This window comes from Streptomyces sp. NPDC038213, from assembly GCF_055600495.1.
On record NZ_JBVJYM010000002.1, the window covers coordinates 282,104 to 295,650 of the forward strand.

The 13,547-nt window shown below is 76.3% G+C and carries 13 protein-coding genes and 1 other RNA gene; 7 read left to right on the plus strand and 7 right to left on the minus strand.

Annotation, left to right across the window (positions count from 1 at the left end; translation table 11 throughout):
* Window positions 1–79: 79 nt before the first annotated feature.
* On the minus strand, window positions 80–271 hold the full coding sequence (locus ACZ7JZ_RS03990; protein WP_470932898.1) for a hypothetical protein: 192 nt from the start codon (window positions 269–271) through the stop codon (window positions 80–82).
* A 131-nt stretch (window positions 272–402) separates the two neighbouring features.
* The gene (locus ACZ7JZ_RS03995; protein WP_470932900.1) at window positions 403–1,563 is read right to left on the minus strand and encodes a hypothetical protein; all 1,161 of its coding nucleotides are present in this window, start codon (window positions 1,561–1,563) and stop codon (window positions 403–405) included.
* 225 nt (window positions 1,564–1,788) lie between these two features.
* On the opposite strand from ACZ7JZ_RS03995, the gene ACZ7JZ_RS04000 reads away from it, so the two are divergent.
* From ACZ7JZ_RS04000 to ACZ7JZ_RS04010, 3 genes are all read left to right on the plus strand, one after another.
* Complete coding sequence (locus tag ACZ7JZ_RS04000; RefSeq protein WP_470932902.1) at window positions 1,789–2,622, plus strand: Nif3-like dinuclear metal center hexameric protein; 834 nt, start codon at window positions 1,789–1,791, stop codon at window positions 2,620–2,622.
* A gap of 66 nt (window positions 2,623–2,688) precedes the next feature.
* On the plus strand, window positions 2,689–3,432 hold the full coding sequence (locus ACZ7JZ_RS04005; protein WP_470933389.1) for a zinc ribbon domain-containing protein: 744 nt from the start codon (window positions 2,689–2,691) through the stop codon (window positions 3,430–3,432).
* Window positions 3,432–4,745 carry a bifunctional RNase H/acid phosphatase gene (locus ACZ7JZ_RS04010; RefSeq protein ID WP_470932904.1) on the plus strand — a complete coding sequence of 438 codons (1,314 nt, stop codon included), beginning with the start codon at window positions 3,432–3,434 and terminating at the stop codon, window positions 4,743–4,745. The genes ACZ7JZ_RS04005 and ACZ7JZ_RS04010 overlap by 1 nt, the downstream gene beginning before the upstream one ends.
* Before the next feature lie 97 nt (window positions 4,746–4,842).
* Here ACZ7JZ_RS04010 and rnpB read toward each other — a convergent pair.
* Together rnpB and ACZ7JZ_RS04020 are read right to left on the minus strand one after the other, a co-directional pair.
* An RNA gene (gene rnpB / locus ACZ7JZ_RS04015) (RNase P RNA component class A) lies at window positions 4,843–5,242 on the minus strand.
* Between the two features lie 119 nt (window positions 5,243–5,361).
* On the minus strand, window positions 5,362–6,804 hold the full coding sequence (locus ACZ7JZ_RS04020) for an RNB domain-containing ribonuclease (RefSeq protein WP_470932906.1): 1,443 nt from the start codon (window positions 6,802–6,804) through the stop codon (window positions 5,362–5,364).
* 153 nt (window positions 6,805–6,957) lie between these two features.
* On the opposite strand from ACZ7JZ_RS04020, the gene yaaA reads away from it, so the two are divergent.
* Complete coding sequence (gene yaaA, locus ACZ7JZ_RS04025) at window positions 6,958–7,758, plus strand: peroxide stress protein YaaA (protein ID WP_470932908.1); 801 nt, start codon at window positions 6,958–6,960, stop codon at window positions 7,756–7,758.
* 70 nt (window positions 7,759–7,828) lie between these two features.
* On the opposite strand, the gene ACZ7JZ_RS04030 is transcribed toward yaaA, so the two are convergent.
* Both ACZ7JZ_RS04030 and ACZ7JZ_RS04035 read right to left on the minus strand, forming a co-directional pair.
* A complete protein-coding gene (locus tag ACZ7JZ_RS04030; protein WP_470932910.1) occupies window positions 7,829–8,584 on the minus strand; it encodes a bifunctional DNA primase/polymerase in 756 nt (251 codons plus the stop codon).
* A gap of 325 nt (window positions 8,585–8,909) precedes the next feature.
* The gene (locus tag ACZ7JZ_RS04035) at window positions 8,910–9,554 is read right to left on the minus strand and encodes a TetR/AcrR family transcriptional regulator (RefSeq protein WP_470932912.1); all 645 of its coding nucleotides are present in this window, start codon (window positions 9,552–9,554) and stop codon (window positions 8,910–8,912) included.
* Between the two features lie 130 nt (window positions 9,555–9,684).
* On the opposite strand from ACZ7JZ_RS04035, the gene ddaH reads away from it, so the two are divergent.
* A complete protein-coding gene (gene ddaH, locus ACZ7JZ_RS04040; protein WP_470932914.1) occupies window positions 9,685–10,512 on the plus strand; it encodes a dimethylargininase in 828 nt (275 codons plus the stop codon).
* Window positions 10,513–10,597: 85 nt separating this feature from the next.
* Here the strand turns inward: ddaH and ACZ7JZ_RS04045 are convergent, their stop codons facing one another.
* A complete protein-coding gene (locus tag ACZ7JZ_RS04045) occupies window positions 10,598–11,629 on the minus strand; it encodes a small ribosomal subunit Rsm22 family protein (RefSeq protein ID WP_470932916.1) in 1,032 nt (343 codons plus the stop codon).
* Between the two features lie 99 nt (window positions 11,630–11,728).
* Between ACZ7JZ_RS04045 and ACZ7JZ_RS04050 the strand changes: the two genes are divergently transcribed.
* Both ACZ7JZ_RS04050 and ACZ7JZ_RS04055 read left to right on the plus strand, forming a co-directional pair.
* The gene (locus ACZ7JZ_RS04050) at window positions 11,729–12,496 is read left to right on the plus strand and encodes an SDR family oxidoreductase (RefSeq protein ID WP_470932918.1); all 768 of its coding nucleotides are present in this window, start codon (window positions 11,729–11,731) and stop codon (window positions 12,494–12,496) included.
* Window positions 12,497–12,573: 77 nt separating this feature from the next.
* Entirely contained in the window at window positions 12,574–13,452 is an 879-nt protein-coding gene (locus ACZ7JZ_RS04055; RefSeq protein WP_470932919.1) for a PhzF family phenazine biosynthesis protein, read from the plus strand.
* The last annotated feature ends 95 nt before the right edge of the window (window positions 13,453–13,547 follow it).

Genomic DNA, 13,547 nt, shown 5'->3' on the forward strand with positions numbered 1-13,547 from the left:
CGGGCCCGGGACCGTCCATCGGTCCCGGGCCCGCTGTGCGCCGTAGGCCTGCGCCCGCGGCCGTGCCGGTGTGCCGGGGTCAGACGGCCGCCGGCTCCTTGGCCGCCGCGCCCGCCCCGGCCGGGACTCCGGCGGCAGCGGCCGCCGGCCGGCGGTGGCGGCCCTGGGCCGGTGCCGCGGCGTCCTCGGTCTGCGCGGCGCCCCCGCGGTGGCGGCCACCCGCCGCCTGCGCTCCGGTCGTCTCGGTCCTGCTGTCGAACATGTCAGACATGTGGGAAGTCACTCCGAATCTCATCCACCGGCAGGCCCCCCTCGGCCCTGCCGTCCCCCTGCCCGCATCCCATCACATGCGACGCACCGTCAGCAGCCCCGGGGCCGGTTACCCGCGGGTCGTCGGGCAGGTCATCCGCCGGGTCGCGGGGAGGTCCCGGCCGTCGGGCGCGGGGCCGGGCGGCGGCCCGTCAGCGGGGCCTGCTGGAGCGGCACCGGACGCGGGGTGACGGGGGCCGCCGGGGGCGCGTACGGCGCGGGCGGGGGCACCAGCCTTACGTCCGGCGGGGCCTGCGGGATCGTCACGTCCACCACTGCGCACGGCACCTCCGCCGTCGCGCACGGCAGCCTCAGCACCCCCTCCCGGGACCACAGCCCGGCCCCGCCCAGCCAGCCCGCCGGGGCCGGCAGCCGGAAGAGGTAGCGGTCCGCGGGCCGCCACAGCCCCAGCTGGTCCCCCTCCAGCCGCAGCGCCACCGCGCAGTTCTCCGGCATCAGCGCCTGCCCCGGCTGCACCGCGAACGGCACCGCCCCCGCCCCCTCCGCCCGCAGGCACTCGGGGAAGCGCACCGGCCGCTCGCTGCCCAGCACCCCCCACCCGAGCCGCTCCGTACCCGGCGCGTCCGAGCGGATCAGCAGCAGCCCGCTGTCGGGATCCGCCAGCAGCAGCCGGTCGTCGCTGTCCTCGGCGATCTGGAGCAGGGGCGAGACCTCCCCGCCCCGCCCCAGGTCCACGACCACCGCCTTGGTCCGCCCGCCCTGCTCCCGGTCCAGGGCCAGCAGCCGTCCGGTCCGGTCCAGCCACACCCCGCCCGAGCAGCGCCCCGGCACCACGGCCACCCGCCGCGGGCCCGAGCGGTCCCCGGCCACCCGCCACACCGTCGTGGAGTCTTCGCCCACCGCCAGCGCGAAGGCCTGCCGGCCGTCCGGGGCCGCGGGCAGCAGCCCCACCCGGGCCACCCCCGCCGCCTCGATCCCGCCCATGGGCAGCTCCCCGGTGCGCGGCCCGGCCGCGGCCCCCGTCGGGTACAGCAGGGTGAAGGTGTGCCGGTCCGCGACCCGCCGGTGGATCAGCACCCGCCCGTCGCCCAGGGCCAGCAGCCCGCTGTCGGCCTCCTCCGGCTGTCCCAGGGGCAGCGGTACGGCGTACGGCTCGGGCCCCGCGAGGGTCCAGCGCTCGGGGTACCGGGCCTCCCCGTCCCCGGCCAGCCGGGCGGCGTACGAACCGTCCGCGGCGATGCTGAACGCGGCCGCGGGGGCGCGCAGAGCGGTTTCGAAGGCACAGGCAGTCATCTGTGCGTCACCTCCGGTGAGGAAGCTAGTTATCGCACTTCCTGCCGAACAACACGGGCACACCCGCTTCACACATAAGGGTGGCCGCCCGGCGGTTCGCCTGTGGAACGGGAGACGGCTGTGCTGCACGGGCCGGGACCGGGCCCGACCGCCGCGCGGGCCCCGGGAACGGGCCCGCGCAGAGGGGGACGGCCCGCCCGCTTTGGCGGACGGTAGCCTTGGGGGGTGCCCCGCCTCTCTGAAGTCATCGCCGCGCTCGACGCCCTCTGGCCCCCCGAGCGGGCCGAGCAGTGGGACGCCGTCGGAACCGTCTGCGGTGACCCCGACGCCGAGGTGTCCCGCGTCCTGTTCGCCGTGGACCCCGTCCAGGAGATCGCCGACGAGGCGGTGAAGCTGGGCGCCGACCTGATCGTCACCCACCACCCCCTCTACCTCCGCGGTACGACCACGGTGGCCGCGTCCTCCTTCAAGGGCCGCGTGGTGCACACGCTGATCAGGAACGACATCGCCCTGCACGTGGCGCACACCAACGCCGACACCGCCGACCCCGGCGTCTCCGACGCCCTCGCCGGCGCCCTGGGACTGCGGATCACCGGGCCGCTCGTACCCGATCCGGCCGACCCCGCCGGCCGCCGCGGCCTCGGCCGGGTGTGCGAGCTGGACCGGCCGGAGACCCTCCGCGAGTTCGCGGCCCGCGCCGCGGCCCGGCTCCCCCGTACCGCCCAGGGCATCCGCGCGGCCGGCGACCCGGACGCGCTCATCCGCACCGTCGCGGTCAGCGGCGGCTCGGGCGACAGCCTCTTCGCGCAGGTCCGCGCGGCGGGCGTGGACGCCTTCCTCACCGCCGACCTGCGCCACCACCCGGCCTCCGAGGCCCGCGAGACCAGCCCGCTGGCCCTCGTCGACGCCGCGCACTGGGCCACCGAGTGGCCCTGGTGCGAGCAGGCCGCGGCCGAGCTCGACGCCGTGTCCGAGCGGCACGGCTGGGGCCTGCGCACGCACGTGTCGCACGCGGTCACCGACCCGTGGACGGCGCACGCACCGGCCCCCGGCGCGTAGCCCGCCCGCCCCACCCGCTTCCTTCTGTCCGTCCCCTTTTCTTCTTCTCATCTCAGGAGCCCCCAACTGAACGCCGAGCCCGCCGACCAGATCCGACTCCTCGACGTCCAGGCCCTGGACGTGCGGCTGTCGCAGCTCGCCCACAAGCGCAAGTCGCTCCCCGAGCACGCCGAGCTCGACTCCCTCACCAAGGACCTCGCGCAGCTGCGCGACCTGCTGGTCGCCGCCCAGACCGAGGAGAGCGACACCCAGCGCGAGCAGACCAAGGCGGAGCAGGACGTCGACCAGGTCCGCCAGCGCGCGGTGCGCGACCAGCAGCGCCTGGACTCCGGCGCCGTGGGCTCCCCGCGCGACCTGGAGAACCTCCAGCGCGAGATCGCCTCGCTCGCCAAGCGCCAGGCCGACCTGGAGGACGTGGTCCTGGAGGTCATGGAGCGCCGCGAGTCCGCGCAGGAGCGCGTCGGCGAGCTGACCGAGCGGGTCTCCGCGGTGGAGGCCAAGACGGCCGACGCCACGGGCCGCCGCGACGCCGCCACCGGCGAGCTCGACGCCGAGGCCGAGAAGGTCTCGGGCGACCGCACGCGGATCGTCGCCGCCATGCCGGCCGACCTGATCGCGCTGTACGAGAAGATCCGCGTCAAGCAGGGCGGGGTCGGCGCGGCCAAGCTGTACCAGCGCCGCTGCGAGGGCTGCCGCCTGGAGCTCGACATGGCCGAGATCACCGAGATCAAGTCCGCGGCCGCGAACAAGGTCGTCCGGCACGAGAGCTGCGGCCGCATCCTGGTCCGCACGGCCGACTCGGGCATCTGATGGCGGCTGCCGTCCGCTTCGTCGTCGAGGCCGACGGCGGGTCCCGGGGCAACCCGGGGCCCGCGGGCTACGGCGCGGTGGTGCTGGACCCGGCCACCGGGGAGACCCTGGCCGAGCGCGCCGAGTACATCGGCGTCGCGACCAACAACGTCGCCGAGTACAAGGGCCTGATCGCCGGGCTCAGGGCCGCCGCCGAACTGGACGCGCAGGCCTCCGTGCTCGTACGGATGGACTCCAAGCTCGTCGTCGAGCAGATGTCGGGCCGCTGGAAGATCAAGCACCCCGACATGAAGCCGCTCGCCGCCGAGGCCGCCCGGGTCCTGCCGGGCGGGCAGGTGCGGTACGAGTGGATCCCGCGCGAGCAGAACAAGCACGCCGACCGGCTCGCCAACGAGGCCATGGACGCGGGCAAGCGCGGCCGGCAGTGGGAGCCCTCCGCCTCCTCCGCCGCCCTGGACTCCGGCGCCGCCCGCGCCCTGGCCACCCCGCCCCCCGCGGGCCCCGTCGGGGACGCGGCGGCCGGCGCCGCGGCGGCCCGGGCCGCCCTGGTCCCGGCACGCGGCGCCGCGGGCCCGGCCCCGGCCGGCACGGGCACCCCCGCCGGTACGGGCACCCCGGCCGCGGCCCCCGCGGCCACGGGCGCACCCGCCGCGGCCCCCGCGCCCCCCGGCTGGTCCGCCCCCGACCTCGGCACCCCCGCGACCTTCGTCCTGCTGCGGCACGGCGAGACCGCCCTCACCCCCGAGAAGCGGTTCTCCGGCAGCGGCGGCACCGACCCGGAGCTGTCCGGGGCCGGCCGCCGCCAGGCCGAGGCCGTGGCCCGGGCGCTGGCCGCCCGCGGCACGATCCAGGCCGTCGTCAGCTCCCCGCTGCGCCGCTGCCGCCAGACCGCCCAGGCGGTCGCGGACCGGCTCGGGCTGCCGGTAGCCGTGGACGAGGGGCTGCGGGAGACGGACTTCGGGGCCTGGGAGGGGCTGACCTTCGCCGAGGTGCGCGAGCGCCACCCCGAGGACCTCGACGCCTGGCTCGCCTCGGCCAAGGCCGCCCCCACGGGCGGCGGCGAGAGCTTCGCCGCGGTCGCCCGGCGGGTCGCGGCCGCCCGGGACCGCCTGATCGCCGAGTACACCGGCCGCACGGTCCTGCTGGTCACCCACGTGACCCCGGTCAAGACCCTGGTCCGGCTGGCCCTCGGGGCCCCGCCGGAATCCCTGTTCAAGATGGAGCTGTCGGCGGCCTCGCTGTCGGCGGTGGCGTACTACGCGGACGGCAACGCCTCGCTGCGCCTCCTCAACGACACCTCCCACCTGCGCTGACCGTACGGTCGCGCCGGTCGCGTACGGGCGTCCCGGATACGCGCGAGGGCCCGCACCGTGAGGTGCGGGCCCTCGCACGTCCTGCAAGCGGATGAGCAGAACGACCGGAGCTGTACGCCGGGTTCTGTCGCCCGGTGACCTCGCGGTCGCCGGGGAGACGGCCATCCATCTAGGACCGGTGTTGCCACCGGCCTCGTGCGGTCTACCCGCGGACTCGGGCGGGCAGCCCTCGATCGTCCGCGCAGGGCCGGATCGCTCCGACCCCTCTTGACCTTGCTCCGGGTGGGGTTTACCTAGCCGCCTGGGTCACCCCAGGCGCTGGTGGTCTCTTACACCACCGTTTCACCCTTACCTGCGGCCGAAGCCGCCGGCGGTCTGTTTTCTGTGGCACTGTCCCGCGGGTCACCCCGGGTGGGCGTTACCCACCACCCTGCCCTGTGGAGCCCGGACGTTCCTCGGCGGGACCTGGGTCCCGTCGCGGCCGTCCGCTCCGGTCGTTCTGCGCCTGCCATGCTACCGGCTGACCCCCGGCCCTCCCCACCGCACCCCGACCCCGACGCGGCGCAGGGGGTTTCCACGGGAGACGGGACCGGGCGGCCCGTCGTCCCGCGACCGCCTACGCCGGGGTGAAGAGGATCTTGGAGCTGCCGGGGTCGGCGGCGGTCAGCCGGACCCGGATGCGCTCGCCGAGCGGCACGGGGGAGGCGGACTCGATCCGGCCCACCACCGCCGGGTCCTCCAGGTGCACCGTGCCCGTGTGCGGCTCCCGCTCCTTCACGTCGATGACGGTGGCCTCGAAGACCTCGCCCACCCGGTCCATCAGCAGGGCCGCCTCCACCAGGTCCACGCACTCCCGCTCGACCGTGTTGGCCAGCCGCCCGCCGTCGGCCATCTCCTTCGGCAGCGCCCCCAGGGCCGCCACCACCCAGTCCGGGGGCTCCTGCCCCGCGGCCGCCGCCACGCACAGCTCGCCCGTGTACCGGTCCACGAGCCGGCGCAGCGGGGCCGTGCAGTGGGTGTACGGGGCCGCCACCGCCGCGTGCAGCGCCGGATCGGGGAGCTCACCGCCCTCGAAGACCGTGTAGCCCGCCCCGCGCAGCAGGGCCGTGCACTCCTGGAGGAAGGCCGCGTGCCGGGGCTCGCGCGGATCGAGGGACCGGACCAGGTGGTCGTACGGCAGGTGGTGCGGCCAGTCGATGTGCAGGGCCTGCGCGGTCCGCCGCAGCCGGCCCACCGCCCCGTCGGGTGCGCTCGGCAGGGTGCGCAGCACCCCGGTGCCGGAGGCCAGCATCAGATCGGCGGCGGCCATGCCGGTCATCAGGGAGATCTGGGCGTTCCAGCCGTCCGCGGGCAGCGGGGCCCGGTACGACAGCGCGTACGAGCCGTCCTGCTGCTCGGTGACCTCCTGCTCGGGCACGTTGAGGGAGACCCCGCCGCGCTCCGCCTCCAGGGCCTCCCGCAGCAGCCCGATGTCCTTGAGCAGGGCCACGGGCTCCTCCGCGGTCCCGCCGTCGATGGCCGCCTGCACCCCCGCGTAGTCCAGCTTCGCCCGGCTGCGCACCAGGGCCCGGCGCACGTCCACCGCGACCGTGCGGCCCTCCGCGTCCAGGTCCAGCCGCCACAGCAGGGCGGGGCGGGCCCCGCCGGGCAGCAGGCTGGCCGCGTCCTCGGACAGGACGGGCGGGTGCAGCGGGACCTTGCCGTCGGGGAAGTAGAGGGTGGTGACCCGCCGGTGGGCCTCCGCGTCCACGGCCCCGCCCGGGGTGACGAAGGCGGCCACGTCGGCGATGGCGTAGTGCACCCGGAAGCCGCCGCCCGCACGGCGGGCCAGGTGCATCGCCTGGTCGAGGTCCACCGAGGCGGGCGGGTCCACGGTGAAGAAGGGCAGGGCGGTGGCGTCGTACTCCGGCAGCCGCGGGGCCGCCGCAGCCCGCTCCGCCTCCGCGGCCACGGCGGCCGGGAAGCCGTCCGGCACCTCCAGCTCCCTGCGCAGCTCCCGCAGCGCGGCCCGCAGCGGGGCGCCGGCTGCGCCGGTCATGTGCATGTGGCGGCGTGGCATGGACCGAGCCTATGGCCGCGGGGGCGGGGCGGCACGGCGAGCGGCCGCGGGCACCCGGGCCCCCGCGGCCGGGCAGCCCGCCGGAGTGGCCGGTTCACATACCCTGGCGAGGGGGCCGCACCCCCTGCTCGTACGTGATGAAGGAGAACCGCCGTGCTCGTCCTGCTGCCGCCGTCCGAAGGAAAGGCCTCCGGCGGCTCCGGAGCACCGCTCAAGGCCGAGGACCTGTCGCTGCCCGGACTGGCCGCCGCCCGGGCCGCCGTGCTCGACGAGCTCGTCGAGCTCTGCCTGACCGACGAGGACCGGGCCCGCGAGGTGCTGGGGCTCAGCGAGGGGCTGCGCGGGGAGGTCGGGAAGAACGCCGAGCTGCGCACCGCGGGGGCCCGCCCCGCCGGGGAGGTCTACACCGGGGTCCTCTACGACGCCCTCGGGCTCGCCGGCCTGGACGCGGGCGCCCGCGCGCTGGCCGAGCGCTCGCTGCTGGTGTTCTCCGGGCTGTGGGGGGCGGTGCGGATCACCGACCGGATCCCCTCGTACCGCTGTTCGATGGGCGTGAAGCTGCCGGGGCTGGGCGCGCTCGGCGCGTACTGGCGGGCGCCGATGGCGCAGGTGCTGCCCGAAGCGGCGGGGGACGGGCTGGTCCTGGACCTGCGCTCGTCCGCGTACGCCACCGCCTGGAAGCCCAAGGGGGAGACCGCCGGGCGCACGGCGACGGTCCGGGTGCTGCACGCGCAGCTCGTGGACGGGGTCGAGAAGCGGTCCGTCGTCAGCCACTTCAACAAGGCCACGAAGGGCCGCCTGGTCCGGGACCTGCTGCGCGCCGGGGCGCAGCCGCAGTCCCCCGCGGAGCTGGTCGAGGCCCTGCGGGACCTGGGCTACACGGTCGAGGGCGGGGCGCCCGCCAAGGCGGCGAAGGCCTGGTCGCTGGACGTGGTGGTCACCGAGATCCACTGAGGGGCGGTCGGGCGGGGTCCCGCACCTGGTGCGGGGCCCCGGCGGATCTGCGGCTCAGGGGCTGTGCGGCTCAGCGGCTCAGGGGCCAGGCCACCGCGTGCGGGTCGTGGCCGTCCCCGGACTCCGAGGCGTGCCGCCCGCAGGCGTCCGTGAGGATCTCCAGCAGGTTCAGGGGGTCGGGGAGGGGGTGCTCGGGTCCGCGGACCCAGGAGACCTCCAGCTCACCGGGGAGGGCCGCCGGGGGGACGAGCACGTAGCTGCCGCGGCAGTGCCAGCGCAGGCCCGGATGCTCGTCCATGGTCTCGGGGTGGCAGTCCAGCTCGCAGGGCCACCACTCGTCCTCGTCCTCGGGGGTGCCGCGCGTGGCCGTGAAGAACATCATCCGGCCGTGGCCCCCCAGGCCGCCCGACTCGGCCACCGGGCCGACCTCGACACCGGCTTCGAGGAGGCGCTGCAGGGCGCTGCGGCCGGCTTCCAGGGGTACGTCCAGGACGTCGTGGACCATGCCGGTCGCGGTGACGAAGTTCGCCTCGGGCTGGTTGCGGGCCCAGCGCTCGATCTGGGCGCGGTCCGTCGTGGACTGGGTCTGCCAGGCGAAGGAGAGCGGGTGGCGGGCCGGGGTGGGACAGCCGATGCGCTCACAGGAGCAGCGGTAGCCGACGGGATGGGCGGCGGGGGCCAGCGGCAGTCCCGCGGCTGCGGTGGCCAGGAGGAGCAACTCCCGCTCGCGGCCCGGGTCGTCGGCGGCCGGCCTGCGGCGCCTGCCCAGCCACTGGGCGAACCTGTTCTCCGCGCCGCGTTTCCAGAGTCCGGACTCAGACCCCATCGATCCCCTCACCTCACCGTTGCCCCGGCAGACCAACCCAGATCGACCCATGGTCCCACCATCCGCGGCCCCACGTGACCGCTCTCCCCGACAGGGCGGGGGAGCCGCCCCGGCACCGGGCCCGCCATTCCATCACACAGCCGGGCAAAAGGGTCGGGCGGGAGGGGGGTGCGCCCGGGAGGGCGGCGGTATGTCCGGCCGCACCCCCGCGGCCGGTGACTTTCGCCACGCGGGATGCGCACGGGAGGCACACGGCAGGAGCACGGCGGGCACACGGCAGGTGCACCGCAGGTGCGCGGCGCCGCGCACGGCCGGTACGGGCCGGTCAGCGGGCGCCGATGCCCCGCAGGACCTGGGCCACCAGCGCGTCCGCGTACGCGTGGTCGAGCGGGGCCGTGCGCAGCAGCCACCGGTACGTCATGGGGCCGACGACCATCTCCACCGCGAGCCGTACGTCGGTGTCCGGGGCCAGCTGCCCGGCCTCGCGGGCGGCCTCCAGCCGGGCCTCGTACAGGGCGAGCTGGGGGCGCAGCAGCCGGGCCGTGAAGCGGGCGCCGAGCTCGGGGTCGGTGGCCGTGGCGGCGGTCAGGGCGCGGGCGGGGGCCTCGTACCGGGGGTCGGTGAGCTCGTCCACGGTGGCGCGCACGACGCTGCGGAGGTCGGCCGCGAGGTCCCCGGTGTCGGGCAGTCCGCCCCACTCGGGAGCCGCGGACCCGGGAGCCGCGGGCCCGGGAGTACCGGCCCCCGGCGCCGGTTCGCCGGACAGGGCGAGGGAGGCGTCGAGGAGTACGTCGGCCTTGGAGTCCCACCAGCGGTAGATGGTCTGCTTGCCGACCCCGGCGCGGGCGGCGATGGCCTCGACGGTCAGCTTGTTGAAGCCGACCTCGCCGACGAGGGCGAGTGCGGCGTCGAGGATGGCGCGGCGGGCCCGCTCGCTGCGGCGGGCCGTGTCCGGGGTCTTCGGGGGCATGGCGGAAAACCTAGCGCAACGCTTCGGACAGTCCTTCGACGGGCAAACCACCCGATCAGTGCACTGCACCGCCCACCAGGAGGGGAGACGATTCTCCTCCCGGTTCGTGCTGTCCCGTGAGGAGACCCCTTTGCGCCGCGACGCCACCCCCCGCCGCTACCTGATGTGCCCACCCGTGCACTTCGGCGTCAGCTACTCCATCAACCCGTGGATGGACCCCGCCAAGCCGGTGGACCAGCGGCTCGCCCTGACCCAGTGGGAGGACCTGCGCGACCGCTACCGGTCGCTCGGCCACACCGTCGAACTGCTCGACCCGGTCCCGGGCCTGCCCGACATGGTCTTCGCCGCCAACGGCGCCACCGTGGTCGGCGGCCGGGTGCTCGGGGCCCGGTTCGCCCACCCCGAGCGCACCGCCGAGGCCGCCTGCCACCTGGAGTGGTTCCGCGCCCACGGCTACCCGGAGGTCCGCGAGCCCGTCCACGTCAACGAGGGCGAGGGGGACTTCGCCGTCACGGCCGACTACGTCCTCGCCGGCCGCGGCTTCCGCTCCAGCCCGCTCTCGCACGCCGAGGCCCAGGAGTTCTTCGGCATCCCGGTGGTCGGGCTCGACCTGGTCGACCCGCGGTACTACCACCTGGACACCGCGCTCAGCGTGCTGGACCCCGATGCGAACGACATCGTGTACTACCCGGAGGCCTTCTCCCCGGGCAGCCGGCGGGTGCTGCGCAGACTCTTCCCCGACGCCCTGATCGCCACCGCGGCCGACGCGGCGGCCTTCGGCCTCAACGCGGTCTCCGACGGGCGGCACGTACTGCTGCCGCAGCAGGCCCTCGGACTCTTCGCACCGCTGCGCGACCGCGGGTTCGAGCCGCTCGGCATGGACCTGGGCGAGCTGCTCAAGGGCGGCGGCAGCGTGAAGTGCTGCACGCAGGAGCTCAGGCCCGCCCCGGCCCCCTGACCGGCCCGGTACGGACGGCAGACCGGCCCGGCCCGCTACGGACGCGGGCCCGGCGCCCCGTACGGACGGGCGGGCCCGGCCCCCGTCAGCCCTCGCCGCCCCCGGCGGCCTCCGGCGGCGGCCAGGCCTCGCCCCACTCCACGTCCCGTGCCGCCTTGTACAGCCCGCCGTGCCGCTTGGACACGTTCTCCCGGTACAGGCCGCGCTCCTGCGGACCGCACAGTTCCAGCAGCACCAGGCCCTTGCGGATCTGCGGCCGCCGGGTCACGCGGGCCGCCGCGGGGGCCACCGGGAAGCGGGTCGCGGCCACGTAGCTGAACTTCTCGTCCTCGTAGGCGAGCGTGCCGCCCTTCACCTGCCGGTGCAGCGAGCTCCGGTTGACCCGGGCCGAGAAGTGGCACCAGTCCTCGCCCGGCACGATCGGGCAGCCCCCGCCGTGCGGGCACGGCGCCGCCACGTGCAGCCCCGCCGCGAGCAGCTGCTCGCGGGCCTCGCGGATGCGCAGGTAGCCCTCCGGGGTGCCCGGCTCGATGACCACCACCGCCTGCGCGGCGGCGGCGCTGCGCACCACGACCTCCCGCCGGGCCTCCGCCGTCAGCTCGCCCAGCACGTACGAGACCGTCACCAGGTCGGCCTCCGGCACGGCCAGCCCGGTGCCGATGACCGCCTTGCGCCAGTCCGCGCCCGCCAGCACCGGCGAACCGGACGCCTGCGCCAGCTCCCGGCCCAGCGCCAGCGCCGGGTCCGCCCAGTCCAGGACCGTGGTCGTCCGCGGGCCCTCCCAGGTGGCGTCGACCGCCCAGGTCGCCGCCCCGGTGCCGCCGCCCACGTCCGCGTGCGAGCCGGGGGCCCAGTCCGGGGCCGCGTCCGCCAGCCCGGCCAGGGCGGTCCGCACGGCCTCGAAGGTCGCCGGCATCCGGTACGCGGCGTACGCCGCCACGTCGGCGCGGTCGCGCAGCACGGGGGCGTCGGTCGGGGTGCGCCCCCGGTAGTTGGCGATCAGCCGGTCGACGGCCTGCGCGGCCTGCTTCGGCGGCAGCCCGTCGAGCAGACCGGAGAGCGCCGAGCGCAGGGCGTCGGTGGTGCGGACCTCGGCGGTACGGGCGGAGAAATTCACCCCGGAAGTTTACGGGGCCCCGGGCGCCCCCGCCGCGCCCGCTCTCACCTGGTGGAACGTCCCGGGGACGGGACACGGCTTCCCGTACATTGCGGGCCCATGGACGCAACCGTGAAGAAGATCGCCCTCGTCACCGGCGCGGGCTCCGGCATCGGGCGGTCCGTCGCCCTCGCCCTCGCCGCCGCCGGCTGGTCCCTGGCCCTCGCGGGGCGGCGGGCCGAACCGCTGGAGCGGGTGGCGCAGGAGGCGCGGGCCGCGGGCGCCCCCGACGCGCTGTGCACCCCGGCCGACGTCAGCGCCCCGGGCGAGGTCGACGCGCTCTACGCGGCCGTGCGCGAGCGGTACGGGCGGCTCGACCTGCTCTTCAACAACGCGGGCACCTTCGGCCCGGCCGGGCTGGCACTGGAGGAGATCCCGTACGAGGCCTGGAAGCAGGTCGTGGACGTCAACCTGACCGGCGCCTTCCTGTGCGCGCAGGGCGCCTTCCGGCTGATGAAGGACCAGGACCCGCAGGGCGGGCGGATCATCAACAACGGCTCCATCTCCGCCCACGTGCCGCGGCCGAACTCGGTGGCCTACACCGCCACCAAGCACGCCGTCACCGGTCTCACGAAGGCGCTGTCGCTGGACGGGCGCCCGTACGGGATCGCCTGCGGCCAGATCGACATCGGCAACGCGGCCACCGAGATGACGGAGCGGATGCAGACCGGGATCCTCCAGGCGAACGGGCAGCTGGCGGTGGAGCCGGTGATGGACGCGGCGGACGTGGCGCGGACGGTGCTCCACATGGCCTCCCTGCCGCTGGGCGCGAACGTGCAGTTCGCGACGGTGATGGCCACCGCCATGCCGTACATCGGGCGGGGCTGAGCGCCTCCCCGGGCTCCTCCCCGGCCGCGGCGCCCCGAAGCGGGAATGCCGTGCCGCGTACGGCGGTTGGGGTCGGCATGAGCCTCGACACCACCGCCGAAGTACTCCGCTACACCGCCTTCTCCGCCGACCCCGCGGGCGGGAACCCCGCCGGGGTGGTCCTCGACGCCCGGGGGCTCGGCGAGCAGGACATGCTCGCCATCGCCGCCCGGCTCGGGTACAGCGAGACCGCCTTCCTCACCGAGCCGCCCGCCGGCACCGCCGGCGAGCCCGGGCGGACCTTCGCGGTGCGGTACTTCAGCCCGCGGGCCGAGGTCCCCTTCTGCGGGCACGCGACCGTCGCCACCGCCGTGGCCCTGGCCGAGCGCATCGGCCCCGGCGAGCTGCTGTTCGCCACCGGCGCGGGCGAGGTCCCGGTATCCGTGGCCGAGCAGGACGGCACCCTGCGCGCCACGCTGACCAGCGTCGTCCCCCGCGTCGAGGAGATCGGCGCGGACGACCTCGCCGAGGCGCTGGCCGCGCTCGACTGGCCCGCCGGGGACCTCGACCCCGCCGTCCCGCCGCGGATCGCCTTCGCGGGCGCCCGCCACCTCGTGCTCGGCGCCGCCACCCGCGCCCGGCTCGCCGAGCTGGCGTACGACTTCGGGCGGCTGGAGGCGCTGATGCTGCGCCTGGACCTCACCACCGTGCAGCTCGTGTACCGGACGGGGGAGGACGCCTTCGACGTCCGCAACCCCTTCCCCGTGGGCGGGGTGGTGGAGGACCCGGCCACCGGCGCCGCCGCCGCGGCCTTCGGCGCGTACGCCCGCGAGCTGGGACTCGTCGGCGAGGACGCCGTGCTCACCCTGCACCAGGGCGCGGACATGGGCCGCCCCGGGGTCCTGACGGTGGAGCTGCGCGCGGGCGAGCCCCGGGTCCGCGTCTCGGGCGAGGGCACGGCCATCCCCGAGGCCTGAGCGGGGTCTGAGCCGGGGCCCTGGCCCGGGGGTCTGAGCCGGGGCCCGGCCCGGGGGCCTGAACCGGAAGACCCACCCGGCCCCCGGCCCCCCGG